We start from the raw sequence: 25,655 nt of genomic DNA, 5'->3' as shown, positions 1-25,655 counted from the left end.
CCCGTACGCGTGATCGCGCGCGTCGGCACGCGAGGTCCCCGCACGTCCGTGCCGTCGGTCACCGACCGGCGGTCCGCCGAGAGGACCCCGATGAGGATTTTCCGCGCCCGTCTCACCCCGCTCGTCGCGGCCGCGGCCACCCTGGTCGCCGCCGCCGTCGTCACCCCGCTGGCCGCCGGCCCGGCCACCGCCGCGCAGGGCTGCCGGATCGACTACCAGCCGAACGAGTGGCCCGGCGGCTTCACCGCCACCGTCCGCGTCGCCCCGGGCGACACCCCGCTGAACGGCTGGACGGTCACCTGGACGTACCCCGGTGACCAGCAGATCACCGGCGGCTGGAGCGCCGTGGTCAGTCAGTCCGGCAGGACCGTCACCGCCCGCAACGCGGACTGGAACGGCAGCGTGCCGGCGGGCGGCACCACCGAGTTCGGCGTGCAGGGCACCGTCGGCTCGGCCGCGCCGCCCCCGACCGGCTTCGCCCTGAACGGCGTACCGTGCAACGGCGCCACGCCGGCCCCGACCACGGCCCGGCCCACCACGGCCCCGCCCACCACCGCCCCGCCGACGACGGCTCCGCCGAGCAGTCCGCCCCCGACGACCTCGCCGACCCCCACCGGTACGCCGCCGGCCGGCTGCGGTGGCGCGGTGCTCTGCGACGGTTTCGAGAACCAGACCGGGTCAACCCCGACCGGCGACTGGACGGTGGTCCAGCCGGACTGCGCCGGGGCCGGTGTCGCCGCCGTGGACACCACCACGGCGCACAGCGGTTCCCGGTCGATCCGGATCAACGGTGCGGGCGGCTACTGCAACCATGTGTTCGTCCGGGCCAACCGGGACCTCAGTGCGCTCGGGCAGGTTCGCTACGGCCGGCTCTGGGTCCGGCACACCACCGCGCTTCCCGTCGACCACGTGACGCTGCTCGCCATGAACGACGCCGCGGACGGCAACCGGGACCTTCGGATGGGCGGCCAGAACCGTGCCCTCCAGTGGAACCGGGCCTCCGACGACGCCACCCTGCCGGAGCAGAGCCCGGCTGGGGTGGCGCTGAGCGTGCCGCTGCCCACCGGCCGCTGGTCCTGCGTGGAGTTCATGGTGGACGGCGCCGCCGGCCAGTTGCGCACCTGGCTGGACGGCGTCGCGGTCGCCGGCCTCACCGCCGACGGCGTACCGACCCACGATATCGACGGGCAGTGGTACAACCGCACCTGGCGGCCCCGGCTCACCGACCTCAAGCTGGGTTGGGAGAGCTACGGCAGCGCGGCCGACACCCTCTGGTTCGATGACGTGGCGCTCGGCGCCACCCGGATCGGCTGCTGATCATCCCGGGCCGGGCGTCCTACGGCGGTCGCCCGGCCCGGGGGCGCCGAGCCGCCCCGGGATCGCGCACCGTCCGCCGCCGGGACCGTCAGCTGCCGACCGGCAGATGCTTGACGAGGAGTACGGTCGTGCCCTCTGGGGTGCCGACGACGGTCGCCTCGTCCATCACCCGCGCCATGATCAACCGGCCTCGACCCCGGTCGGCGCCGGGTCCGTCCGCGCTCTCCCGCCAGCCGCCGTCGTCGCGTACCTCGACCTCCAGCCGATGGTCGCGCAGCTCGGCCCGGAGGGTGAAGATCTCGCCCGCGGCGAACCGGCAGCCGTGCTCGATGGCGTTCGCGCACGCCTCCCCGGTGGCGATCAGCACCGCCTCGACGTCCCAATCGTTCACGCCCGAAGCGTGCAGCCAACCACGCAGGCGCTCCCGGGTCGGCGCGAGCTGGCCCGGGTCGGCCGGCACGGCGACGGTGAAGACCGCCGGTGCGGTGGCGGCTGCCCCGTCCTCCACGTTCGGCCCCCCGTCCCGCGCACGTCCGGCGGGCCTGGCCGCTCGCTGGCGCTGTCACCTGTCCTCGCCCTATTGTCCCCGGTGAGGCCGTTGTTCACTCCTCGACCCGGCGGCTCGTCCCGGTCGGAACAACCCAACCAACCCGCCGGAAGCTGCGCCGGCCCGGGGGGATTCGGCCGGGCCGCGGGTGACAATCGGCAGATGGATCGGGTGTTGAACGTGCTGGCCGTGCTGCCACCGGCCCTGGTCCTGACCTTGGTCTTCCTGCTTCCGGCGCTGGAGGCGTCGACCTTCCTCGGACTGGTCGTGCCGGGCGAGGTGGCGGTGCTGGTCGGCGGCGTGGTCGCCAACCAGGGACGGCTGTCGCTGTGGGCCGTGGTGGTGGCCGCGATCGCCGGGGCGGCGCTCGGCGACCAGGTCGGCTACCTGGTCGGCCGCCGCTACGGCCCTCGACTGCTCGACCGCGTGCCCCGTCGGCTCGTCCACTCGGCCGACGTGCGCCGGGGGTTGGACCTGATCCGCCGCCGGGGCGTCCTCGCGGTGGTGCTGGGCCGTTGGGTGGCGGCGCTGCGCACGCTCGTGCCCGGCCTCGCGGGGATGAGCGGCATGGCGCACGGCGCCTTCACCATCGCGAACGTGACCGGCGGCGCGGTCTGGGCGGCGGCCGTGGCGGTGGCGGGATACCTGTTCGGGGCGTCGTACCGGGTACTGGAACAGCGGCTGGGCTGGAGCAGCGAGGCACTGCTGGCCCTCGTGGTGCTGCTGGTGCTGGTCCGGGTGATCCGGGCCCGCCGGGCGGCCCGACGCGAAAGAGGGAAACGCGCCAGGCCGCCCGAAAGGTAAGCCGCCGAGGCCTGAGCCCCGCTCACCACCCCGCCGGCGCCGGCGGCGGCACGACCGGCGGCCGGTCGTCGCAGGTGATGGTGTTGGGCAGCAGCCAAGGGGCGAGCCACCCGCCGTCGTTGCCGCCGAGGTCGGTGACGGTGAATTCCGAGCCGGCCGGGGTGAAGTGGAACGAGCCGCAGTTGTTCACCCCGACCGCCCCCACGTTGCGGGCCTTCACATTGGCGAAGGACGCGGAGCCGGCCGTGCGCGCGCTCACCACCGAGGTGCCGGTCCCGTCGACCCGGATGTCGCGGAAGTGCACGTTGTTGATCGAGTACGTGTCCTTCACCGGCCAGTCGCTGACCAGCATGATCGCGTTGTACGTGTTGTCGAGGAAGGCGTCGCCGACCACCTGGATGTCGGCGTCGATGCTGCGGTCCAGCGCGTAGAACCAGATCGCGCCGAGGCCGATGTTCCAGTTCAGCTCGTAGGTGCCGGCGCGGACGGTGGTGTTGTCGGTGATCCACAGGTGCCCGGTGAACGGCTCGGCGCCGAACCGGGAGCCGACCTGGATGGCGCTGCCCTCGCGTACCGGGTCGGCGACCAGGTTGTTGGAGATCGTGTTGTCGGTGCCGCCGTACAGGGCGATGCCGTTTGCCAGGACCGGCGACTGCACGGTGTTGTGGTCGAAGGTGTTGTGCGCGTTGCCGGTCCCCTCCGACCACATGGCCAGGCCGTCGTCGCCCGTGTTGCGGACGAAGGTGTGCGAGACGGAGGAGCGGGTGACGCCGGTGTGGAAGTTGACGCCGTCGGCGATCTGGTCGGCGATGACGGTGTTGGTGACCCGCAGGTCGGTCATCGGCCCGTCGAACCACATCCCGACCTTGGTGTGGTGCAGGTAGAGGCCGTCGATGGTGGAGTGGTTCAGCGCCCCGCCGATGGCGTTGACCTGGTCGGTGTCGATGCGTTCCCGCACGTCGCCCTCGATGGCGAAGCCGGCGAGGTGCACGTTGCTGCTGCCGCCGTCCGCCGCGTCCCGGCCGTAGAAGCCGACGCCGGTGTGCACCGAGCCGTCGGGGGCCGGGGTACGCAGGGTGACCTCGCGACCCCGGACGACGGTGTACCAGCTGCCGGCCCCCGTGATGGTCACGTCGTCGACGATGACGTGCCGGTTCACCTGGTACGTACCGGGCGGCAGGTAGAGCGTGCGGTGTGCCCGGCGGGCGTACGCGACGGCCCGGTCGAAGGCGTCGGCCGACTCCCGCCGCCCGGTCGGGTCGGCGCCGAAGGCGAGCACGTTCACCGCGCCCGGGGCCACCCGTGGTGCGGCGACGAGGTGCGCGTCGAGCAGGTCGATGACCGTCCACGCGGCGCCGCCGCGGGCCGGGGCGGTCAGCCGGACCACCTCGCCGGCCCGGTAGGTGTGGCCCAGCAGCATCCGCTGCTCGTCATAGAAGTGGTGCGGCCGGAAGGGCTTGGCGACGGTCGGCGGCGGGGTGGTGGCGGCCGGCACGCAGGAGCACTCGGTGATCCACCAGTCGGGGTGCAGCAGCCCGGCAGTGGGGTCGTTGGAGAACGGGTACTGGTTGTAGAGCCAGGCGTACTGGGAGGTCAGGGTCATGGTCCGGGTGGGGCCGTGGCCCGCCGTGACCTGCAGGGGCGCGGTGATGCCGCCGCCGCGCGGGGCGTCGGGGATGCTGTAGCGGACGGTGATCGCGTTGGTCGCCCTGGGCAGGGTGAACTCGACGTACTGGCCGGGGGTGAGCCGGACCGCGCGGCGGCCGGACGCCTCCCCGGCGAGGGTGTAGGCGGCCCGGTCCGGTCCGATGACGGTGCCGGTCGTGCGGGCCTGCTCCGCCTCCAACTCGACGAAGTCGACGGTCGCGCCGCGGCCGGCAACCAGTGCCGGGTCGAGGCCGGCCCGGGTCACCACGGGGGCCGGGCCGGCGGGAGTCGACACGCCCACCGCCGCGGCGGCGGTTCCGCCCGGTACGGCGAGTGCGACGGCGGCGACCGTCGCGATGATCCTGGCTATCGGCACGTGCGGGCGCGAGCTTGCCGCGCCGTCGTCCACGCTCCGCTGCATCGGACTACCCACTCTCTGGGGGACGGGGGAGACGGGGTGGTGTCGGCGCGGCTGGACGTGCCCGCCGGAGACCCGGGAGCCACACCCGGCTCCAGGGTGCCTCATGTTATTCCCGTCACTTGTCAATATTCAAGCGCTCCTCTGTTCGAATCTTGCAGAAGGCAACGCGACGGCCGGCGGCGGTGTCGGGGCCAGGGATGCTGTTCGGTCGACCCGCCGGCGTTGCCGTGACCGAGCAGCGGGCGGTTCATTTCTTGCAAGAAGGCGACGTAGGATTGCGGCCGTGACGAAGCGGTTGACGGAGGTGGCCCGCAAGGCGGGCGTCAGTGAGGCGACCGTGAGCCGTGTGCTCAACGGGCGCGGCGGCGTGTCGGAGGCGACCCGGACCGCTGTGCTGACCGCCCTGGACGTGCTGGGCTACGAGCGCCCGACCAAGCTGCGGGGCGAGCGGGCCCGGCTGGTCGGCCTGGTCCTGCCCGAGTTGCAGAACCCGATCTTCCCGGCGCTCGCCGAGGTGGTGACCGGTTCGCTGGCCCAGCGCGGGTTCACCCCCGCGCTCTGCGCCCGCACCATCGGCGGCGTGCCCGAGTCCGACTACGTCGAGATGCTCCTCGACCACCAGGTCTCCGGGGTCATCTTCGCCGGCGGGTCGTACGCCCTCGCCGACGCCTCGCACGAGCACTACCGGCGACTGGTCGATCGGGGGCTGCCCGTGGTGCTGGTCAACGCCGGCGTCGACGAGCTCGGGTTCCCCCGGGTGTCCACCGACGACGCGGTCGCCGTCGAGCAGGCGTACGGGCACCTGCGCTCGCTCGGGCACGACCGGATCGGGATGGTGCTCGGCCCGGAGGGGCACGTGCCGTCCCGGCGCAAGCTGGATGCGATGGTCCAGGCCGCGGGCTGGACCGGCGACACGGAGCGCGTCGAACGCTCCAGCTTCTCCATGGAAGGGGCGCGGGTCGCCGCGACCAAATTGGTCGAGCGGGGCGTGACCGGCATTATCTGCGCCAGCGATGTGCTGGCCCTGGGCACCATCCGGGCGGCCCGGCGGCTCGGTCGGGCGGTGCCGACCGATGTGTCGGTGGTGGGTTTCGACGACTCCGCGTTCATGACCTGCACCGATCCGCCGCTGACCACCGTGCGGCAGCCGATCGAGACGATGGGGCAGGCCGCGGTGGACCTACTGGTCACCCAGATCGAGGGGGCCGGCGTGCTGCATGACGAGTTGCTGTTCGAGCCCGAACTGGTGGTACGCGGCTCCACCGCCCCGGCCCCCAACCGCTGACCGGGCCCAACCGGACAACGCCCCGGCCGCCGACCGCTGCTCGCGGTCGGCGGCCGTTTCGTGTTTGCCGGGTGGCGCGAGCGCGAACGCCGGAAACCGGGACATAGCCGGGCTCTCGTCAAGATACGTCGGCCGAAAGTCGCATCCTTTCAAAACCAGCTCGACATCTTGCCGAAATAAGTCCGCCTCGTTACAGTGACTCCACTCACGCCGGCCCCCGAGGCAGGTTGCGTGGCGGATACAGATCAACAACAGCGCATCCCTGCGGTGGCGATCACGCGATCACCGCAGATCAGCGAAGGCCATGGAGACACCCGTTCCCGAAGGGATGGACAGATGTCCGTACCGCAGTACCGGAAGGCTGCGGCGCTAGCGCTCGTGGCCGGCCTGGGGCTCACCCTTGCGGCTTGCTCCACGAAGAGCGACGACGCGAAGAACGACGCCAGCGGCAAGGTCACCATCACCGTCGACTGCCAGCCGGTCGGCGCCCAGAAAGAGCTGTTGCAGAACTGGAACGAGGACGTCGCCGAGTTCCAGCGGAAGAACCCCGACATCGTCATCAAGAGCGTCAGCGTCGGCGAGCAGTGCAACAACCCGCCGGACTTCACCGCCCGCCTTGCCGGCGGCACCGTGACCGACGTGTTCTACGGATACATGACCGATCTCCAGCAGGTGCTCGACTCCGGTCAGGCGATGGACATCACCCAGTACGCCAACAAGGACACGATCCCCACCTGGGACAGCGTCGACCCGGCACTCAAGGAGGTCTTCACCGACGGCGGCAAGCTCTACGCCGTCCCGGTGAAGAACTACTCGATGGGCCTGGTCTACAACAAGGTCCTGTTCCAGCAGGCCGGGCTCGACGTGAACAACCCGCCCAAGACCTGGCCCGAGGTGCGGGAGGCCGCCAAGAAGATCTCCGCGCTCGGCAACGGCATCGCCGGCTACTCGGAGTACAGCGCCGGCAACACCGGAGGCTGGCACTTCACCTGCCTGCTCTACTCCCAGGGCGGCCAGATCCTCACCGCGGACGGCAAGAAGGCCGACTTCAACAACGCGATGGGCAAGCAGGTCCTGCAGAACCTCAAGGACATGCGGTACGGCGACAACAGCATGGGCGCCCGCCAGCTGCTGCAGTGGGGCGACCTGCTGACCAACGCCGGCGCGGGCAAGGTCGGCATGTTCATCGGCGCGCCGGACGCCACCCAGGCGATCGTGAGCCAGTTCCAGGGCAAGTTCCAGGACTGGGCGATGGGCCCGCTGCCCGGCCAGGACGGCCCGGCGAAGGGGACGCTCGGTGGTGGCGAGGGCTACTTCTTCAAGAAGGGCCTCTCCCCGGAGCAGGTCAAGGCCGGCCTGAAGTGGATCGCCTACCAGAAGCTGACGCCGGGCAAGGGCCAGTTCGACTACGCCCGGGCCAAGCCGCAGAACTACCCGGTGGGCCTGCCCCAGCCGCTGCTCTTCACCTACGGCAGCGACGCCCAGAAGCAGGAACTCGAGCTGCGCAAGGCGAACGCGAACATCGACACCGCCAACTTCGCGGTCTTCGAGGCGAGCCCGGTCCCGATCAAGGGCGAGCCGCGCAACGCGCAGGGGATCTACGCGGTGCTCGACGCCGCGATGTCCGGGGTGCTGACGAACCCGAACGCGAACATCGACGCACTGCTCAAGACGGCCGAGGACAAGGTGAACCAGCTCCTGGCCGCCGGGAGCTGACCCGATGGGGTGGGGGCCGACCCACCGGCCCCCACCCCGCGCGCCGCCACCGTCCGGTCACTGACTTCCGCAGGAGTTGCCTTGGCGATCACCACCGTCCCGGGTGCCACCAGGAAACCGGGTCGCCCCGCGCCGTATCCCGCCGGGTCTCGGCGTACCAGCCTCGGCCGCAAGGTACGGGACAACCTCACCGGGCACACGTTCCTGTTCGGTGCGGTCCTCTGCTTCGCCGTCTTCTCCTGGTACCCGATGATCCGCGGCGTCGTCATGAGCTTCCAGCGCACCCGGCGAGGTGAGACGACCTGGGTCGGCTGGGACAACTACGTCCGCATCCTTCACGAGCCCAGCTTCTGGACCGCCTGGAAGAACACGTTCTACTTCACGATTCTCGCGCTCATCCTCGGGTACGCGGTGCCGTTCTTCGTGGCGATCCTGCTCAACGAGTTCCGCCACGCCAAGGGATACCTGCGGATCCTGGTCTACCTGCCGGTGATGCTGCCGCCCGCGTCGGCGCTGTTCCTCTTCAAGTTCTACGCGTACGACCCCAGCGACGCGGGACTGTTCAACGCCATCCTCAAGGCACTGCACCTGCCGACATCTGAGTGGATGCAGTCGCCCGGGATGACGATGCCGGCGATGGTGCTCGCGTCGACCTGGATGAACATGGGCAGCGCGGTGCTGATCTACCTGGCGGCGCTGCAGAACATCCCCGGCGAACTCTACGAGGCGGCCGAGCTCGACGGCGCCGGGATCTGGCGGCGGATCGTCAACGTGACGATCCCGCAGACCCGGTTGATCCTCGGACTTCTGGCGATGCTGCAGATCGTGGCGACGATGCAACTGTTCATCGAACCACTGATCCTCGCCAACGGAGCGGGCGCGGAGGATGCCGCGACCTCGGTGGCATACCTCATCTACCAGCACGGGTTCTTCCAGAACGACCTCAATGGTGCTGCGGCACTCGGCGTGATCATGCTCGTGGTGCTGGCCGGCTTCTCCGCCGTCTACGTGCGGCTCACCTCGAAACAGGACTAGGACGGGCGAGAAATGGCGCAGGATCCCGGGACCCGGACCCTTATCTCACATGCCCAGCTCCGGCGGGGGCGCGGCCGGATCGTCTACTGGACGCTGCTCGTCGTGGTCGTGCTGGTGTTCACGCTCGTGTTCCTCGGGCCGCTCTACTGGATGGTCACCGGCGCGCTCAAATCCGGGCAGGAAATCGCGCAGACCCCGCCATCGCTGTATCCGAAGAACCCCCAGCTGCAGAACTACGCCGATGCGTGGACCAACCTGGCCCTCGCCAAGCTGCTGTTCAACACGTTCTACTACGCCGCCGGGGCGCTGTTGTTCCAGCTCGTCCTCGACACCGCCGCGGCGTACGCCCTGTCGAAGCTTCGACCGGCGCTCGGCAACGTGATCCTCGGCATGATGCTGGCGACGCTGATGATCCCGGCGATGGTCCTCATCGTCCCGCAGTACGTGACCGTGATCGACCTGCCGATCCTGCACATCAACCTGCTCGACTCGCCGTTCGCGATCTGGCTGCCCCTGGTCGCGAACGCGTTCAACATCTTCCTGCTGAAACGGTTCTTCGACTCGATCCCGGAGGAGCTGATGTCGGCGGCCGTCATGGACGGGGCGACGCCGCTGCGCACGCTGTGGTCGATCATCCTGCCGATGTCGCGCCCCATCCTCGGCGTGGTCTCGATCTTCGCCGTGACCGCGGTCTGGAAGGACTTCCTCTGGCCGAAGTTGGTCATGCCATCGCCGGAGACCCGCACGGTCAGCGTCGGCATCTACGCCTTCGCTGGCGGCACGCCGATGAACGTGGTTATCGCCGCGTCGGTGATCGCCGCGATCCCGACCGTCATCATCTTCCTGATCTTCCAGCGGAACATCATGTCCGGACTGACCGCGGGCAGCCTCAAGGGATAGCCCCGGCCCCCCGACGTCGAACATCGCAGCCGTCTGGCGGGCTCGATGAGCGGCCGACCCCACCTGCGCAACACCAGCGCAACTTACCGCGAACAACGACCGTTCGCGCGACGCACATCCAGGTCCGGCGACCCCGCCGACGTACCGACGCAGAAAGCAGGTGCTCGTGTCCACAGCAGACAATCGTCCGTGGTGGCGTGGAGCGGTGATCTACCAGGTGTACCCACGGAGCTTCGCCGACGGCAACGGCGACGGCATCGGCGACATCGCCGGCATCCGGTCCCGGCTGGACCACCTGTCCGCGCTCGGCGTCGACGCGATCTGGTTCAGCCCCTGGTACCCCTCACCGATGGCCGACGCAGGCTACGACGTTGCCGACTACCGCGACATCGATCCGGTCTTCGGCACCCTGGCCGAGGCGGAGGCGCTGATCGCGGAGGCACGCGCACGCGGCATCCGGACAATCGTCGACGTGGTGCCGAACCACTGCTCTGACGCGCACCCCTGGTTCCAGGCGGCACTCGCCGGCGGACCGGACGCGCCCGAGCGGGAGCTGTTCTGGTTCCGCCCCGGCCGGGGCCCGAACGGCGACCAGCGGCCCACCGACTGGGTCGGCGAGTTCGGCGGCCCGACCTGGACCCGGACCGTGAACCCGGACGGCACCCCCGGCGACTGGTACCTGCACCTGTTCGCCCCCGAGCAGCCGGACTTCAACTGGGACCACCCACGGGTCCGGGCCGAGTTCGAGGACATTCTGCGGTTCTGGTTCGACCGCGGGGTGGACGGCATCCGGATCGACTCGGCCGGGCTGTTGGTCAAGGACGGAACACTGCCCGAGACGCTGCCCGACCGGCCGCACCCGTTCCGCGACCTCGACGGCGTGCACGAGATCTACCGCGACTGGAGGCGGATCGCCGACGAGTACCCCGGCGACCGGGCACTGATCGGCGAGGTGTGGATGCCGGACCGGCGGCGCTTCGCCAACTACCTGCGCCCGGACGAACTGCACGCGGCGTTCAACTTCGACTTCCTCGGCTGCGCCTGGGACCCCTCGGCGCTGCGCGAGAGCATCGACGGGACGCTCAGCGCCCACGCGCCGGTCGGCGCGCCGGCCACCTGGGTGCTGTCCAACCACGACGTCACCCGACAGGTCACCCGCTACGGCCGGGCGGACACCACGTTCAGCTTCGCCGCGAAGCGCGAGGGGATCCCCACCGACCTGGAACTGGGCACCCGTCGAGCCCGGGCCGCCGCGCTGCTCTGCCTCGCGCTGCCCGGCGCGGCCTACGTCTACCAGGGGGAGGAGTTGGGCCTCTGGGAGGTCGAGGACATCCCGTACGAGCTGCGCCAAGACCCGATGTGGGAACGCTCCGGTCGGGTCGACCCCGGCCGGGACGGCTGCCGGGTGCCGCTGCCGTGGACCGGCGACGCATCGCCGTTCGGCTTCAGCCCGGACGGCGCGACGGCCGCACCCTGGCTGCCCCAGCCGGCCGACTGGAAGGACCGCACGGCCCGGGCGCAGACCGGCGACCCGCACTCGATGCTGGAGCTCTACCGGGTCGCCATCGCGCTGCGTCGCAGCGAACCGGCGCTCGGCGACGGCACGTTGACCTGGCTGCCCGCCCCCGACCGGGTGCTCGCCTTCGCCCGTGAACCCGGCTTCGCCTGCCTGGTCAACCTCTCCGACACGCCGGTGCCCCTGCCCGACCACGACCGGCTGCTGCTGTCCAGCGGACCCGTTGACGACCTGCTTCCGCCGGACACCGCCGTCTGGCTGCGAACCCGCTGATCCCTAGCGGTGCCGACGGCCGGGACGGCCGTCGGCACCGCCGCCACGAGGAAGGAGAACCGGAGCGACAGAAGCACGGGGGAACCGGGCCATCTGACGAAAGGGAGCACCCCCCTCATGGCCGAGCAGACCACCCCACACCATCCGAGAAACCGGCTCCGCGCGGGCCTGGCCGCCCTCGCCGCCGCCGCGCTGGCCGCCACCTCCGTCACCGTCGTGGCGCTCACCACCACCGCCACCCCGGCCCGGGCCGCCGGGCTGTCCCCGTTCGACATCGCCGGTCGCGGCGCCACCGTCCCGTTCGTCGAGCAGGAGGCCGAGCGGGCCGCGTACACCGGCACCCGGATCGGCCCCGACCGGCGCTACGGCACCCTGCCGTCAGAGGCGTCCGGCCGGGAAGCGGTCACCCTCAACGCCGTCGGTCAGTACGTCGAGTTCACCCTCACCGCCCCGGCCGACGCGATGACCTTCCGGTACAGCCTGCCGGACAACGCGGCCGGCACCGGCCGGGACGCCACCATCGACCTGCGGGCCAACGGCACCCTGGTCAAGGCCGTCCCGGTCACCTCCCGGTACGGCTGGTTCTACGGCGGGTACCCGTTCAACAACAACCCCGGCGACACCAACCCGCACCACTTCTACGACGAGACCCGCACCCTGTTCGGCACCACCTACCCCGCCGGCACCAAGATCCGCCTGCAGGTCTCCTCGACCGCGCAGTCACCCACCTTCACCATCGACCTGGCCGACTTCGAGCTGGTCGGCGCGCCGATCGCCAAGCCCGCCGGGGTGCTGGACGTGGTGACCGACTTCGGCGCCGACCCGACCGGCGCCACCGACTCCACCGCGAAGTTCCAGTCCGCCGTCGACGCCGGCAAGGCGCAGGGCAAGACGGTGTGGATCCCCACCGGCACCTTCACCCTGTGGGACCACGTGGTGGTCGACGGGGTGACCCTGCGTGGCGCCGGCCCCTGGTACTCGGTGCTCGGCGGCCGACACCCCACCGACCGCAAGCGGGCGGCCGGCATCTACGGCAAGTACGTCGCCGGCGGCGGCTACAGCGGGCAGATCCGGTCGCACGAGGCCGGCGGACCCAGCCGCAACGTCACCCTGCGGGACTTCGCGATCATCGGCGACATCCGGGAACGGGTCGACGAGGACCAGGTCAACGCCCTCGGCGGGGCGATGTCGAACTCGGTGGTCGACAACCTCTGGTTGCAGCACACCAAGGTCGGCGCCTGGATGGACGGGCCGATGGACAACCTGACCATCCGCAACAGCCGGATCCTCGACCAGACCGCCGACGGGGTGAACTTCCACTGGGGCGTCACCAACTCCACGGTCACCAACACGTTCGTCCGCAACACCGGCGACGACGGCCTGGCCATGTGGGCGCAGAGCGTGCCCAACGTCAACAACGCCTTCACCTTCAACACGGTCGGCGTCACCATCCTGGCCAACAACCTGGTCACCTACGGCGGCCGGGACATCCGGATCACCGACAACGTGACCGCCGACTCGGTCACCAACGGCGGCGGCATCCACATCGCCAACCGCTACCCGGGCGTGAACGGCCCGACCGCGGTCGCCGGCACGATCACGGTCGCCCGCAACACCCTGATCCGCAACGGCAACTCCGACTACAACTGGCAGTTCGGGGTCGGCGCGCTCTGGTTCTCCGCGCTCAACGAACCGATCCAGGGCGCCACGATCAACGTCACCGACACCGACATCCTGGACAGCTCGTACGCGGCCCTGCACTGGATCGAGGGGCAGACCAGCGGGATCAACCTGAACAACGTCCGCATCGACGGGGCCGGGACGTTCGCCCTCCAGGTGCAGGCGCCCAGCCAGGTCAGCTTCACCAACGTCCGCGCCACCGGTATCGCCCAGGCCACCCCGATGTACAACTGCGTCGGCGGCAGCTTCCAGATCACCCAGGGCGCCGGCAACTCCGGCTGGTACTCGGCCAACCCGTACTGCGGACCGTGGCCCGAACCGCAGTGGGGCAACGGCCCGTCCACCCCGCCCAGCGCGACGCCGACGAACCCGACCACCAGCCCCACACCGACCGCCAGCCCCACGCCGACCGGGCCGCCGCCGTCGGGCGGCAACCTCGCCCTCGGCCGGCCGGTCACCGCGTCGAGCACCACCCAGACGTACGTGGCGGCCAACGCCGTCGACGGCAACGCCGGCACCTACTGGGAAAGCGCCAACAACTCCTTCCCGCAGACGCTGACCGTGGACCTCGGCACGGCGCGCGCCGTTGATCAGGTGGTGCTGAAACTCCCGCCCGGCTGGGAGCGGCGTACCCAGACCCTGTCCGTGCTCGGCTCCACCGACGGGTCGACGTACGCGACGGTGAAGGCCTCGGCCGGCTACACCTTCGACCCGGCCACCGGCAACACCGTGTCGATCCCGCTGCCGGCGGGGGACCGGCGGTACGTCCGGCTCAGCTTCACCGCCAACACCGGCTGGCCCGCCGGTCAGGTCGCCGAGTTCGAGGTGTACGGCGGGACGACCACCACCCCGACCCCGACTCCGCCGCCGACCACCGCCCCGCCACCCAGCGGGAACCTGGCCGCCGGGCGGCCGGTGACCGAGACCAGCCACGCCGACGTGTACGTGGCGGCCAACGTGGTCGACGGCAACGCCAGCACCTACTGGGAGAGCGCCAACAACGCGTTCCCGCAGTCGCTCACCGTCGACCTCGGCGCGGCCTACCCGGTGTCCCGGATCGTGCTGAAGCTGCCACCGTCGTCGGCCTGGCAGACCCGGACCCAGACCCTCTCCGTGCTCGGCTCCACCGACGGGTCGACGTGGAGCACCGTCAAGGCGTCGGCCGGCTACACCTTCAACCCCGCGACCGGCAACACCGTCACGATCACCTTCTCCGCCACCAGCCAGCGGCACCTGCGGCTGACCTTCACCGGCAACACCGGCTGGCCGGCCGGCCAGCTCAGCGAATTCGAGGCGTACGCCAGCTGACCACCCCGGGGTCCCCGCAACGCGGCGGGGACCCCACCCAACCCCCATCACCCACCTCTCCACCACCCCCGGAAGAAGGTGTTCCTCCACCATGTCCAGATTCCGTACCCGCCTGGTCGCGGTGCTCGCCGCCGTCGGGCTGGCCGTCACGGCCCCACCGCCGTCCCCGGCCGCCGCGGCCGGCGGCCCCAACCTCGCCCTCGGCCGGACCGCCTCGGCCAGCAGCGCCAACGGCCCGTACACGGCGGGCAACCTGACCGACGGCAACGCCGGCAGCTATTGGGAGAGCGCCAACAACAGCTTCCCGCAGTGGGCGCAGGTCGACCTCGGCAGCGCCCAGACCGTCGACCAGGTCGTCCTGAAACTGCCCGCCTCCTGGGAGTCCCGCACCCAGACCCTGTCCGTGCTGGGCAGCACCGACGGCAACAGCTTCACCACCGTCGTCGCCTCGGCCGGCCGCACGTTCAGCCCCGGCAGCGGCAACACCGTCACCCTGTCCTTCACCGCCACCACCACCCGGTACGTCCGCGTCTCGATCACCGCCAACACCGGCTGGTCCGCCGCGCAGCTCGCCGAGCTGGAGGTGTACGGCGTCACCACCTCCACCACCAACCTCGCCCTCGGGCGGCCGATGGCCGAGAGCAGCCACGCCGACGTGTACGGCGCGGGCAACGCCAACGACGGCAACCAGGCCAGCTACTGGGAGAGCGCGAACAACGCCTTCCCGCAGTGGATCCGCGCCGACCTCGGCGGCACCGTGGGGGTCAACAAGCTGGTGCTCAAGCTCCCCGCGAGCTGGGGGGCGCGCACCCAGACGCTCACCGTGGAGGGCAGCACCGACGGCAGCACCTTCAGCACCCTCGTCGCCTCCGCCGGGTACGCGTTCAACCCGACCGGCGGCAACACCGTAACCATCACCTTCGCCACCGCCAGCACCAGGTACGTGCGGTTGTACTTCACCGCCAACTCCGGCTGGCCCGCCGGGCAGCTCAGCGAGCTGGAGATCTACGGCCCGGCCACCGGGGACACCCAGCCGCCCACCGCGCCGGGCAACCTCGCCTTCACCCAGCCGGCCCCCGGCCAGATCAAACTGACCTGGACGGCGTCGACCGACAACGTCGGCGTCACCGCCTACGACATCTACGCCAACGGGACGCTGCGCACCAGCGTCGGCGCCGACACGCTGACCTGGACCGACACCCAGCCGGCCGACGCCACCGTCTCCTACTACGTCCGGGCCCGCGACGCCGCCGGCAACCAGTCCGCCAACAGCAACACCGTCACCCGCACCGGGAGCACCGGCGACACCACCCCGCCCACCGCGCCCGGCAACCTCACGTACACCCAGCCCGGGTCGGGGCAGATCAAACTGACCTGGACGGCGTCGACCGACAACGTCGGCGTCACCGCCTACGACATCTACGCCAACAACGCGCTGCGCGCCACCGTCAACGGGTCGACCCTGACGTACACCGACAGCCAGCCGGACAGCGCCACCGTCTCCTACTACGTCCGCGCCCGGGACGCCGCCGGGAACGTGTCGGCGACCTCCAACACCGTCACCCGCACCGGCAGCACCCCGACCGGCCGGAACCTGGCCGTCGGCAAGCCGATCACCGCCTCCTCGGTGGTGCACATCTTCAACGCCGTCAACGCCAACGACGACGACGTGACGACCTACTGGGAGGGTGCGCCCGGGGCGTACCCGAGCACGCTCACCGTCGCGCTCGGGGCCAACGCCAGCATCACCGCCATCGTGGTCAAGCTGAACCCCGACCCGATCTGGGGACCGCGCACCCAGACCTTCCAGGTGCTCGGGCGGGAGCAGTCCGCGTCGACGTTCACCACCCTGGTCGGCTCGGCGACGTACTCGTTCAACCCGGCCAGCAGCAACACCGTCACCATCCCGGTCACCGCCACCGCGGCGGACGTGCGGCTGCAGTTCACCGCCAACTCCGGCTCGTCCAACGGGCAGGTGGCCGAGTTCCAGGTGATCGGTACGCCCGCGCCGAACCCGGACCTGACCGTCACCAGCCTGACGGCCGCGCCGTCCGCGCCGGTGGAGACCGACCCGATCACCCTGTCCGCCACGGTCCGCAACATCGGCACCGCCGCGTCCACCGCCACCTCGGTCACCTTCTACCTGGGTACGACCAAGGTCGGCACCGCGTCCGTCGGCGCCCTGGCCGCCGGGGCCTCGGCGACCGTCTCCGCGGACATCGGGGTCCGCGACGCCGGCACCTACGAGATCACCGCCGTCGTCGACGAGGCGAACACGGTCATCGAGCAGGACGAGTCGAACAACAGCCTGACCGGCTCGCTGACCGTCAAACCGGTGGCCAGCTCCGACCTGGTCGCCGGGGCGGTCACCTGGTCGCCGAGCACGCCGAGCGCCGGCGTCGCCGTGAGCTTCGCGGTGTCGATCCGTAACCAGGGCACGATCGCCTCGGCCGGCGGCGCGCACGGCATCACCCTCACCCTGCTGTCCGACACCGGCGCGGTGGTACGCACCCTCACCGGCTCGTACACCGGCGTGCTCGCGGCCGGGGCGACCAGCCCGCCGGTCGACCTGGGCAGCTGGACGGCGGCCAACGGGAAGTACACCGTGCGGGTGGCGCTGGCCGTCGATGCCAACGAGCTGCCGGTCAAGCAGCAGAACAACACCAGCGACCGGTCGCTGTTCGTCGGCCGGGGCGCGAACCTGCCCTACGACATGTACGAGGCCGAGGACGGCCGGACCGGCGGCGGCGCGCAGGTGATCGGGCCGAGCCGCGACATCGGCACCCTGGCCGGCGAGGCGTCCGGCCGCCGCGCGGTGACCTTGAACACCACCGGCGCGTACGTGGAGTGGACCACCCGGGCGGCGACCAACACCCTGGTCACCCGCTTTTCCATCCCGGACTCCGCCGGCGGCGGCGGGATCGACTCGACGTTGAACATCTACGTCAACGGCGTCCTGCACAAGCCGATCAACCTGACCTCGAAGCACATCTGGCTCTACGGCGCCGAGGCGAGCCCGAGTGACTCGCCGAGCGCGGGCCCGCCACGGCACCTGTACGACGAGGCCAACGTGATGTTGAACTCGACCGTTCCGGCCGGCAGCACCATCCGGCTGCAGAAGGACGCGGCCAACACCAGCACGTACGCGATCGACTTCATCAACACGGAGCTGGTGTCGCCGCGTGCCAACCCGGACCCGGCCCGCTACAAGGTGCCGAACGGCTTCAGCCACGCCGATGTGCAGAACGCCCTCGACGCCGTCCGGATGGACACCACGGGCAACCTGGTCGGGGTCTACCTGCCGGCCGGCACCTATGACACCGCGCAGAAGTTCCAGGTGTACGGCAAGGCGGTCAAGGTGGTCGGCGCCGGCATGTGGTACACCCGCTTCCAGACGCCGCCGTCGCAGCAGAACACCGACGCCGGCTTCCGGGTGGAGCCCACGGCCAGCGGCTCGACCTTCGCCCACCTGTCCTTCTTCGGCAACTACACCAACCGGATCGACGGGCCGGGCAAGGTGTGGGGCGAGTTGAAGGACGTCAACAACCTCACCCTCGACAGCGTCTGGGTGGAGCACACCGTCTGCGCGTACTGGGGGGTCCACGTCAGTGGCCTGACCATTCGGGACAGCCGGTTCCGCGACACCTTCGCCGACGGGGTGAACATGACCAACGGCAGCACCGGCAACCTGGTCACCAACAGCGAGGGTCGGTCCAACGGGGACGACGCGTTCGCGCTGTTCTCCGCCACCGACCAGGGCGCGTCGAGCGGCAACCACGGCAACGTGTTCGAGAACCTGACCGCCACGCTGACCTGGCGGGCGGCCGGGCTGGCCGTGTACGGCGGCTACGACAACACCTTCCGCAACCTCCACATCGCGGACATGCTGACGTACTCGGGCATCACCATCAGCTCGCTGGACTTCGGCTATCCGTTCATCGGGTTCGGGGCGAGCCCGCCGACCCAGTTCCAGAACATCTCGCTGGTGCGGGCGGGCGGCCACTTCTGGGGCGCGCAGACCTTCCCGGCGATCTGGGTGTTCTCCGCCTCGAAGGAGTTCCGCGGCATCCGGGTGTCCGACGTCGACATCGTCGATCCCACGTATTCGGGGATCATGTTCCAGACGAAGTACACCGGCAGCCAGCCGGAGAACCCGGTCACCGACACGGTCTTCACCAACGTGTCGATCTCCGGGGCGAAGCGCAGCGGTGACGCCTTCGACGCCAAGTCCGGGTTCGGGATCTGGGTCAACGAGATGCCCGAGGCCGGGCAGGGCCCCGCCGTCGGCTCCGCCACCTTCGTCAACCTCCGGCTGTCCGGCAACTACCAGGACATCCGGAACACGACCAGCACGTTCACCATCAACCGGAGCTGACCGGCTCGGGCCGGGCGGCGCCGCCGGGAGGAGGACCTCCTCCCGGCGGCGTCCGCGCTCCCGCTACTACCGTGAGCAGGGGGAGCCGTCGACAGTGCACGACGCGGGGGCCTTGGCGGCGAGCAGATCCCGGTTCCGCACGTCGAACCGGAACGTCGTCGATCCCCCAGGTGGCACGGCGGGCCCGGTGAACGTGACGACCCGCCCGTCTTGCTGCCACTCGGCCCCGCTGACGCCGCTGATCGTGGCCCCCGCGCCCAGCGTCACGACCACCGCCCAGCCCGGCTTCTCCGTGTCGTCCGGGTTGCTCACCAGCACCTCGCCCTGGTAGCCCATCATCCGCTCGGCGACGGTCTGGTAGCGGGCGGCCATGGGGACGGCCAGGTTGGGGCTCGCGCTGGGCGTGGAAGCCGGCGTGGGGGTCGGGGCCGCCGTCGGCGTGGGGGTTGAGGTCGAGGTCGGGGACGGCGCGTCGCTGCTGCGGGCGGCGCTCCGCGCGGTTGGCGACGGGGTGCTGCGGGGGGCAGGGCTGGTGGCGGTCGGCAGCAGCAGCGGAGTCGACTGTGGTGCGGCCTCCGGGATCCGCGGCGCCGGCCGGGTCAGCCACACCGCCGTCCCGGCGGCTAGGGCGAGACACGCCAGGCCCCCGCCGATCACTCCCGCCCGCCGGCGTCCGGCCCGGGTACGGACGTCGCCGAGCAACCGGACCACGGGCAGTTCGGCGGTCAGCCCGCCCTCGGCGCGTCGCAGGTCGACGCGCTGGAACGCCAGCCAGTCGAGGATCGCCGGCAGTCGCACGGTCACCGCCTGCTGATGGTGCTCGGTGCGGCGAGCATGCCGTTCGGCGTCCCACTCGCCGTCCACCAGCACCTCGTGCACGCTCAACCGGCAGCCGTGGCCGGTCGGGACGATGCGGCAGGTCAGCCGGGTACGCGTGGCGCCCTCCCGGCAGTCCAGCACGGACAGCTCCGGGGCACGCCGCTCCACCACCGTCGCCTCGACGTCGGCGTCGAACCCGGGCAGTCCCGCCGTACGCAGCAGCAGCCGCTCCGGTTGCTCCGCCTGCGGCGCGCCCTCGGCGAACCACTTGGCGAGCAGCGCGGGTTCCGTCAACGCGTGCCACACCGTCTCGGACGGGTGGAACAGGTCGACCTCGATGCCGATCTCGATCACGCGCAGACTTTACGGCCGGCGCGCGTGGCCGTTCCGGGCGGGCGATCCCCGCGTCACTGCGTCGGCTGCTCCGGGTTGTCGTCGTGCCAGTGGGCGCGCCACGCGGCCTCGCCCGTCTCGTATCTGACCTTCTCCTCGTACACTGCTCGTCGTAGCGCGTCGCGGGAGTCCGCGAGAACCACCATCTCGACGACGACGAGCGCGACGCAGATGAAGGTCAGCAGGCTGAGCGCGCCGAGCGCTGGCAGCAGCCGGCCGGTGACAATCCCGGCCGCGAGTGCGACGAGCACGCCGACCCGCGTCCACGTCACGGTCCCCAGGGTGCGTAGTTGGAACGCCAGGTCGGCGGCAAAATAGACCGCCACTCCGCCGAACAGCAGCGGCACGGACTCGCCGCGGCCCGGCTCGATGAGACCGCCCACCGGATCGACGATCGTGGCCACCAGCTCCTCCGCGCCGACCGCGAACCCGATCAAGCCGGCGATCATCGGCAGGTAGAGATAGGCGAACGCGTCGCGGGCCATCGTCACCCGTGGCACGCCCTGGGCAGCGTGCAGCGCGATCCGGGCGGCCGGGCCGATCATGTCGAAGTGCGCCCACCACAGTGCCGCCGTGGCGAGGACGCCCAGCATCGCCGCCACGATGCCCGGCCAGGTCACCGGCTTGCCGAGCAGGTTGCCGCCGACGCCGACGGAGATGACCGACTCGCCGAGCGCGATGATGAGGATGAAGTCGTAGCGTTCCGTCCAGTGTTCGGCGGAGGTAACCACCCAGCGCTGGATGCCGCCCAGCAGCCCGCTGGCGTACTGAACGACGACGACGGCGATCCACAGCCCGTCCCGGAGCCACTCCGCGAGCTGCGGATCGGTGATCCTGCTCGGCAGCAGCGCCGCGACCAGCAGCAGAAAGGTCGTGATCGCCACCTCGGGAAGCATCAGCTGGCCCGGGGCGATCGGCTGGCCTCGGCCGAGGTACGCGTACGGCACCAGGTGCACGGCGCGGAACACCAGATAGCTGATCGTGACCAGGACCGGCCCGCCCACCCCCAGATGGCCGCTGCCGAAGGTCTGTGGCACGGCCAGCGAGAAGGTGAACAGCGCGAGCATGCCGGCCACCATCAGCACCGGGACGAATCCCTCGCCGAGCCTCAGCCGGGCGGCGACCATGCTGTGCACCACCCAGCACCACCAGAGCACGGCGAACACCAGTACGGCGTGCAGCAGTTGCCGCCCGGTCACGTTGGTGGCGGTGGCCCGGGTGATGATGAAGAACGACACGACGAAGACGAGGTCGAAGAAGAGCTCGAACTTGTCCACCCGGGCGGCCGGGGCGATCGGGATTGCCGGCCCCAGCCCCCCGCGTCTGCGGTCGTCGTCCACCGGACGAGTCTTTCAGCGCCGGGGCCGGTCGCGCGTCGGAATCGACGCCCTCCCCGGTTGCCCCTCAACCCCGCGGTCGGGCCGGTCGAGCCGCGGCGGTGACCATGCCCGGAGCTCAGCCGCCCAGTCGCTGGCGGGCGAGAAACTTCGGCACCACCATACGCCAGGACTCGGTCACCAGCTCGGTCATCCGATCGTGGTCGAGTCGGTCCAGGTGGCAGCACACCCAGCTGAACCGCAGGTCGGACGGACGGGGGTGGAAGAACACGGCCGGCTCGGTGGCGATCAGGGCGTCCCGTTCCTCCTTGGGGTAGCCGAAGCCCATGGTCCGCTCGTCCTGGCTGAACGCGACGTAGACGATGGCGCCCACTCGGAACTTGATGCGGTCGCGGATCAGGTGCTCGCTGGTGCGGGGGAGGGTCCGGGCCAGGGCGCGGACGTCGTCGACGGTGACCACGGGCACGACGGTAGCGCCGCCCGGCGACATTCGCGTCGGCCGAGCGCGGGATCAGCTCGTGGCTTCGGAGGTCGGAGTCGCGTGGGCGAGCGCGACCCGGAGCGTGTCGATCATCGGGGTGTCGGGGTGCTCGATCCAGTGCTGGGTGGCGACCCGCACGGTGGCGAGCAGGGTCGCGGCCATGATCCGGGCACGCAGCGCCCGGTCCGGGTCGGTGAGTCGCTGGGCGAGTTCGCCGGCCAGTTCACGTTCGATCGCGGTGTACGCGGCGGCCTGGTGCGCGAGCAGGCCCGGGTGCCCGCGCAGCCGACGGCGGCGGTCCAGCCAGGTCAGGACGCCCCCGCCGTCGTCGTACACCTCGGTCGCCAGTTGCAGGGCAGCGCGGCTCAGCGCGGCCCACGGCGAGTCGTCGGGGGGTTGCGCGCGCAGCAGGTCCAGCAGCCGACGGAGCCGTTGGGTGTCGCCGTAGAAGAGGGCCTCCTCCTTACTGGAGAAGTAGTTGGAGAACGTCCGGCGGGAGACGTTCGCGGCGTCGGCGATCGCCTCGACGGTGACCCGGTCCGGCCCCTGCTCGGCGGCAAGGCTCAGCGCCGCCTCGTGCAGGGCGAGGCGGGTCGCCGCCTTCTTACGTTCCCGCAGCCCCGCCGCCTCATCCATGGCCCCAGCCTAAGCGAGACGTGATTCACTTCTCAACGAGCAAACTTGCCTAGTGCGCAAGATTACCCGATGCTTGCTTGAGGCAACCAATGTTGGGTCGGAGGACAAGAGTGGACACCGCCATCCGAGAACTCGGTACGCGGCTGCGCGACCTGCTGACCGGCGTGCGGCTGCTCAAGCAGCGTCGGATAGACGAGCGGCCGGCCGTGCCGCCCGGCCTGGTGGGCCCACTCATGCTCATCGACCGCAGCGCCGGTGGCTGCCACGCCCGGGAACTGGCCGAGCGTGGCCGACTCGACCCGTCGACCGTCAGCCGCGCCGTCGCGGCCCTCGTCGAGCACGGCCTGGTCGACCGGCAGACCGACCCGACCGATCGGCGCGCCAGCCAACTGACCATCACCCCGGCCGGCCGGGCCGTGCTGGCCGACACGAACGACTGGTACGGACAGGTGCTCAACCGGGCACTCGCCGACTGGACACCCGGCGAGGTGGCGGCGCTGTCCACCGCGCTCGGCCGCTTCACCCGCGACCTCGAGGTCGCCCTCGCACACCACGATAACCAGGAGGACGCGCGATGAGCGCACCCACCACAGCGGCCGAAGCCGCACCGATGAGCCGGCGGCAGACGCTCGAAGCACTGAGCGGCCTGCTGCTGGTGCTCTTCGTCGCGATGATCAGCAGCACCGTCGTCTCGATCGCACTGCCGAAGATCATCGGCGCGCTGAACGGCACCCAGACCCAGTACACCTGGGTGGTCACCGCGACCCTGCTCACCGCCACCGCCACCACCCCGATCTGGGGCAAGCTGGCCGACCTGTTCAACAAGAAGCTGCTGATCCAGGTCGCCATCGTGGTGTTCCTGGCCGGCTCGATCGTCGCCGGGTTCTCGCAGAACGCCGGGCAGCTCATCGCCGCCCGCGCGTTCCAGGGCATCGGCGTCGGCGGGCTCCAGGCCCTGGTCCAGGTCGCCATCGCGGCGATGATCCCGCCGCGCGAGCGCGGCCGCTACAACGGCTACCTGGGTGGCGTCATGGCCCTCGCGACGGTCGGTGGCCCGCTGCTGGGCGGCCTCATCGTCGACACGTCCTGGCTCGGCTGGCGCTGGTGCTTCTTCGTGGGCGTGCCGGTCGCCGTTGTCGCGCTGATCCTGCTCCAGGCCACCCTGCACCTGCCCACCGCGCGCCGGGACAACGTGAAGATCGACTACCTCGGCGCGAGCCTGATCGCCGCCGGCGTCAGCGTGCTGCTGATCTGGATCTCGTTCGTCGACTCCTCCTTCGCCTGGCTCTCCTGGCAGACCGCCGCGATGGTCGGCGGCGCAGTGCTCCTGCTCGCCCTGGCGACCTGGGTCGAGTCGCGGGCCGCGGAGCCGGTCGTCCCCTTGAAGATCATCCGCGAGCGCACCACCGCGCTGGCGATCCTCGGCAGCCTCGCGGTCGGCATGGCCATGTTCGGCGGCGCCGTCTTCCTCGGCCAGTACTTCCAGGTCGGTCGCGGCTACACCCCCACCGAGGCCGGTCTGCTCACCATCCCGATGATGGCCGGCGTCCTGCTGTCGTCGATCGTCGTCGGGCGACTGATCACCCGCAGCGGGCGGGTCAAGCCCTACATCGTGGCCGGCTCGATCATCCTGGTCGCCGGGTTCGCCCTGCTCGGCACCGTCGACCACGAGACTCCGCTGCTGCTCCTCGGCACCGCCATGTTCATCGTCGGCACCGGCGTCGGCATGAGCATGCAGAACCTCGTGCTCGCCGTGCAGAACACCGTCGCCCTCAAGGACATCGGCGCGGCCAGCTCCAGCATCGCCTTCTTCCGGTCCCTCGGCGGCACCATCGGCGTCTCCGTGCTCGGCGCCGTCCTCGCCCGCCGGGTCACCGAGCGGATCACCCACGATCTCGCCGCCGCAGGCTTCCCGACCTCCGGCGGTGGCGGCGGCAGCTCGCTCAACCTCGACGCGCTGCCGGAGCCGGTGGTGCACATCGTCCGCGCCGCGTACGGCGACGCCACCGGGCACATCTTCCTCATCTCCGCGGCCATCGCGGTCGTCGGCGTCATCGCCGCGGTGCTGCTCAAGCCGGTCACCCTGCGGTCCAGCCTCGACCTGCCCGACCCCGCGCGGTCGGCCGCCGTCGCGGCGGACGCGGTCGACGGCGCGCCCGCCTTCGACCAGGTGACCGTCGACGCCGCGGGCCCGGAGCAGTCCGTACGCCGCTGACCTGCGTATCCCCGGTCGCCGGGCCGCCACCGTCGCCGGTGGCGGCCCGGCGCCGCTTGGCGGAACAGGCGAATCTCGCCGATTCCGGGTATGGGATCAGCGCCAGCGGGAAGGCATCGCCGGCACCGCACCGCGTATCCCTCGTGCGCCACGACATCGGGAGCAGCATGGGCGCGAGAACCTTCATGGTGGTCGGCGGGACCAGCGGGCTCGGCCTGGCGGTCGCCCGCCTGCTGGTCGAGGAGCATCGGGTGGGCGTGCTCGGCGACCAACCTGACGAGGTCGCCGCCGTGGCCGACGACCTGGAGTGCGCCGGGATCGTCTGCGACGTCTCCTCCTACGAACAGGTGCGGGACGCGTTCGCCGAGGTGGTCGAGCGGTACGGCACCATCGACGGCGTCGCCGTCTGCGCGTCGGTGTGGGCGGGCGGCGACCTGGCGGACCTCTCCCCGCAACGCATCCGCCGGGCGGTGGAGGTCAACGCGCTCGGCACCACCTACGTGTTCAAGGAAGCCCTGCGCCAGCTGGACCGGCAGGGCTTCGGCAACGTGGTGTACGTGGGCGCGATGGCGGTGACGAAGCCCCGTCCGGGCATCCCGGTCTACCGGGCCACCAAGAGCTACGGCAGCAGCCTGGTCGAGTCGCTGGCGGAGGGGAGGCACAGCAACCGGATCAAGGTCATGCAGCTGCACCCGGGGCCGATGCCCACCCGCCTGCAGGAGCGGGTCGGCGACGAGTTCCTCGACGAGGTCTACGCCGGGCCCGAGCAGGTCGCCGTCGAGGTCGTACGGCTGCTCCGCCTCGCCCCCGACGACCTGTACGTCTCCGGCGCGCACATGCTGCGGGCGGACGGCCGGTGGTGACGGAGGCGGTCGGCCGTTCCGACCTTGATTTATAGACAAGGGTCTTTACTGTTAACAAACTTTAATTTATGTTCGTGGCAGCTCCAC

18 protein-coding genes are annotated in these 25,655 nt (G+C 70.8%); 12 read left to right on the top strand and 6 right to left on the bottom strand.

Annotated features, from left to right (window positions below; all coding sequences use genetic code 11):
- Nucleotides 1-90 precede the first annotated feature (90 nt).
- Nucleotides 91-1,317: a cellulose-binding domain-containing protein gene (locus AB0C02_RS26020; RefSeq protein ID WP_357551562.1), complete on the top strand. Its 1,227-nt coding sequence runs from the start codon at nucleotides 91-93 to the stop codon at nucleotides 1,315-1,317.
- Between the two features lie 88 nt (nucleotides 1,318-1,405).
- Here AB0C02_RS26020 and AB0C02_RS26015 read toward each other — a convergent pair whose 3' ends face one another.
- Entirely contained in the window at nucleotides 1,406-1,825 is a 420-nt protein-coding gene (locus AB0C02_RS26015; RefSeq protein ID WP_357551561.1) for an ATP-binding protein, read from the bottom strand.
- A 201-nt stretch (nucleotides 1,826-2,026) separates the two neighbouring features.
- Between AB0C02_RS26015 and AB0C02_RS26010 the strand changes: the two genes are divergently transcribed.
- Nucleotides 2,027-2,668: a DedA family protein gene (locus AB0C02_RS26010; protein ID WP_357551560.1), complete on the top strand. Its 642-nt coding sequence runs from the start codon at nucleotides 2,027-2,029 to the stop codon at nucleotides 2,666-2,668.
- A 22-nt stretch (nucleotides 2,669-2,690) separates the two neighbouring features.
- On the opposite strand, the gene AB0C02_RS26005 is transcribed toward AB0C02_RS26010, so the two are convergent.
- Nucleotides 2,691-4,736 (bottom strand): glycosyl hydrolase family 28-related protein, encoded by a 2,046-nt coding sequence (locus AB0C02_RS26005; RefSeq protein WP_357551559.1) that lies wholly within the window; start codon nucleotides 4,734-4,736, stop codon nucleotides 2,691-2,693.
- A gap of 283 nt (nucleotides 4,737-5,019) precedes the next feature.
- On the opposite strand from AB0C02_RS26005, the gene AB0C02_RS26000 reads away from it, so the two are divergent.
- The 7 genes from AB0C02_RS26000 (at nucleotide 5,020) to AB0C02_RS25970 (ending at nucleotide 18,824) form a co-directional block, all read left to right on the top strand.
- Complete coding sequence (locus tag AB0C02_RS26000) at nucleotides 5,020-6,021, top strand: LacI family DNA-binding transcriptional regulator (protein ID WP_357551558.1); 1,002 nt, start codon at nucleotides 5,020-5,022, stop codon at nucleotides 6,019-6,021.
- Between the two features lie 336 nt (nucleotides 6,022-6,357).
- Nucleotides 6,358-7,737, top strand: coding sequence for an extracellular solute-binding protein (locus AB0C02_RS25995; RefSeq protein WP_357551557.1), 1,380 nt, complete (start codon nucleotides 6,358-6,360; stop codon nucleotides 7,735-7,737).
- An 81-nt stretch (nucleotides 7,738-7,818) separates the two neighbouring features.
- Nucleotides 7,819-8,772: a sugar ABC transporter permease gene (locus tag AB0C02_RS25990; RefSeq protein WP_357551556.1), complete on the top strand. Its 954-nt coding sequence runs from the start codon at nucleotides 7,819-7,821 to the stop codon at nucleotides 8,770-8,772.
- Nucleotides 8,773-8,784: 12 nt separating this feature from the next.
- On the top strand, nucleotides 8,785-9,672 hold the full coding sequence (locus AB0C02_RS25985) for a carbohydrate ABC transporter permease (RefSeq protein WP_357551555.1): 888 nt from the start codon (nucleotides 8,785-8,787) through the stop codon (nucleotides 9,670-9,672).
- 166 nt (nucleotides 9,673-9,838) lie between these two features.
- Nucleotides 9,839-11,461 (top strand): glycoside hydrolase family 13 protein, encoded by a 1,623-nt coding sequence (locus AB0C02_RS25980; RefSeq protein ID WP_357551554.1) that lies wholly within the window; start codon nucleotides 9,839-9,841, stop codon nucleotides 11,459-11,461.
- A gap of 117 nt (nucleotides 11,462-11,578) precedes the next feature.
- The gene (locus tag AB0C02_RS25975; protein ID WP_357551553.1) at nucleotides 11,579-14,449 is read left to right on the top strand and encodes a discoidin domain-containing protein; all 2,871 of its coding nucleotides are present in this window, start codon (nucleotides 11,579-11,581) and stop codon (nucleotides 14,447-14,449) included.
- A 91-nt stretch (nucleotides 14,450-14,540) separates the two neighbouring features.
- A complete protein-coding gene (locus tag AB0C02_RS25970; RefSeq protein WP_357551552.1) occupies nucleotides 14,541-18,824 on the top strand; it encodes a discoidin domain-containing protein in 4,284 nt (1,427 codons plus the stop codon).
- 66 nt (nucleotides 18,825-18,890) lie between these two features.
- On the opposite strand, the gene AB0C02_RS25965 is transcribed toward AB0C02_RS25970, so the two are convergent.
- From AB0C02_RS25965 to AB0C02_RS25950, 4 genes are all read right to left on the bottom strand, one after another.
- Nucleotides 18,891-19,997 carry a cellulose binding domain-containing protein gene (locus AB0C02_RS25965; RefSeq protein WP_357551551.1) on the bottom strand — a complete coding sequence of 369 codons (1,107 nt, stop codon included), beginning with the start codon at nucleotides 19,995-19,997 and terminating at the stop codon, nucleotides 18,891-18,893.
- Between the two features lie 53 nt (nucleotides 19,998-20,050).
- Nucleotides 20,051-21,376: a low temperature requirement protein A gene (locus AB0C02_RS25960; RefSeq protein WP_357551550.1), complete on the bottom strand. Its 1,326-nt coding sequence runs from the start codon at nucleotides 21,374-21,376 to the stop codon at nucleotides 20,051-20,053.
- Between the two features lie 115 nt (nucleotides 21,377-21,491).
- A complete protein-coding gene (locus AB0C02_RS25955) occupies nucleotides 21,492-21,833 on the bottom strand; it encodes an MmcQ/YjbR family DNA-binding protein (RefSeq protein WP_357551549.1) in 342 nt (113 codons plus the stop codon).
- 51 nt (nucleotides 21,834-21,884) lie between these two features.
- The gene (locus tag AB0C02_RS25950; RefSeq protein WP_357551548.1) at nucleotides 21,885-22,490 is read right to left on the bottom strand and encodes a TetR family transcriptional regulator; all 606 of its coding nucleotides are present in this window, start codon (nucleotides 22,488-22,490) and stop codon (nucleotides 21,885-21,887) included.
- Between the two features lie 110 nt (nucleotides 22,491-22,600).
- Here AB0C02_RS25950 and AB0C02_RS25945 point away from each other — a divergent pair, with 110 nt between their 5' ends.
- The 3 genes from AB0C02_RS25945 to AB0C02_RS25935 all read left to right on the top strand — a co-directional run bounded on the left by AB0C02_RS25945 (nucleotide 22,601) and on the right by AB0C02_RS25935 (nucleotide 25,568).
- A complete protein-coding gene (locus tag AB0C02_RS25945; protein ID WP_357551547.1) occupies nucleotides 22,601-23,068 on the top strand; it encodes a MarR family transcriptional regulator in 468 nt (155 codons plus the stop codon).
- Complete coding sequence (locus AB0C02_RS25940) at nucleotides 23,065-24,705, top strand: MDR family MFS transporter (protein ID WP_357551546.1); 1,641 nt, start codon at nucleotides 23,065-23,067, stop codon at nucleotides 24,703-24,705. The genes AB0C02_RS25945 and AB0C02_RS25940 overlap by 4 nt, the downstream gene beginning before the upstream one ends.
- Before the next feature lie 167 nt (nucleotides 24,706-24,872).
- Nucleotides 24,873-25,568: an SDR family oxidoreductase gene (locus AB0C02_RS25935; RefSeq protein WP_357551545.1), complete on the top strand. Its 696-nt coding sequence runs from the start codon at nucleotides 24,873-24,875 to the stop codon at nucleotides 25,566-25,568.
- Nucleotides 25,569-25,655 lie beyond the last annotated feature (87 nt).

Source organism: Micromonospora sp. NPDC048999 (assembly GCF_040649295.1).
Classification (GTDB): Bacteria; Actinomycetota; Actinomycetes; order Mycobacteriales; family Micromonosporaceae; genus Micromonospora.
The sequence above is the reverse complement of the archived record's forward strand: the minus strand, read 5'-3'. Positions and strand labels throughout refer to the sequence as shown.

What these genes read in the sequence shown, in the direction of transcription:
- AB0C02_RS26020 (WP_357551562.1), top strand. Translation starts at nt 91, where the DNA reads ATGAGGATTTTCCGCGCCCGTCTCACCCCGCTCGTCGCGGCCGCGGCC.
- AB0C02_RS26010 (WP_357551560.1), top strand. Translation starts at nt 2,027, where the DNA reads ATGGATCGGGTGTTGAACGTGCTGGCCGTGCTGCCACCGGCCCTGGTC.
- AB0C02_RS26005 (WP_357551559.1), bottom strand. Translation starts at nt 4,736, where the DNA reads ATGCAGCGGAGCGTGGACGACGGCGCGGCAAGCTCGCGCCCGCACGTG.
- AB0C02_RS25995 (WP_357551557.1), top strand. Translation starts at nt 6,358, where the DNA reads ATGTCCGTACCGCAGTACCGGAAGGCTGCGGCGCTAGCGCTCGTGGCC.
- AB0C02_RS25985 (WP_357551555.1), top strand. Translation starts at nt 8,785, where the DNA reads ATGGCGCAGGATCCCGGGACCCGGACCCTTATCTCACATGCCCAGCTC.
- AB0C02_RS25975 (WP_357551553.1), top strand. Translation starts at nt 11,579, where the DNA reads ATGGCCGAGCAGACCACCCCACACCATCCGAGAAACCGGCTCCGCGCG.
- AB0C02_RS25970 (WP_357551552.1), top strand. Translation starts at nt 14,541, where the DNA reads ATGTCCAGATTCCGTACCCGCCTGGTCGCGGTGCTCGCCGCCGTCGGG.
- AB0C02_RS25950 (WP_357551548.1), bottom strand. Translation starts at nt 22,490, where the DNA reads ATGGATGAGGCGGCGGGGCTGCGGGAACGTAAGAAGGCGGCGACCCGC.
- AB0C02_RS25940 (WP_357551546.1), top strand. Translation starts at nt 23,065, where the DNA reads ATGAGCGCACCCACCACAGCGGCCGAAGCCGCACCGATGAGCCGGCGG.
- AB0C02_RS25935 (WP_357551545.1), top strand. Translation starts at nt 24,873, where the DNA reads ATGGGCGCGAGAACCTTCATGGTGGTCGGCGGGACCAGCGGGCTCGGC.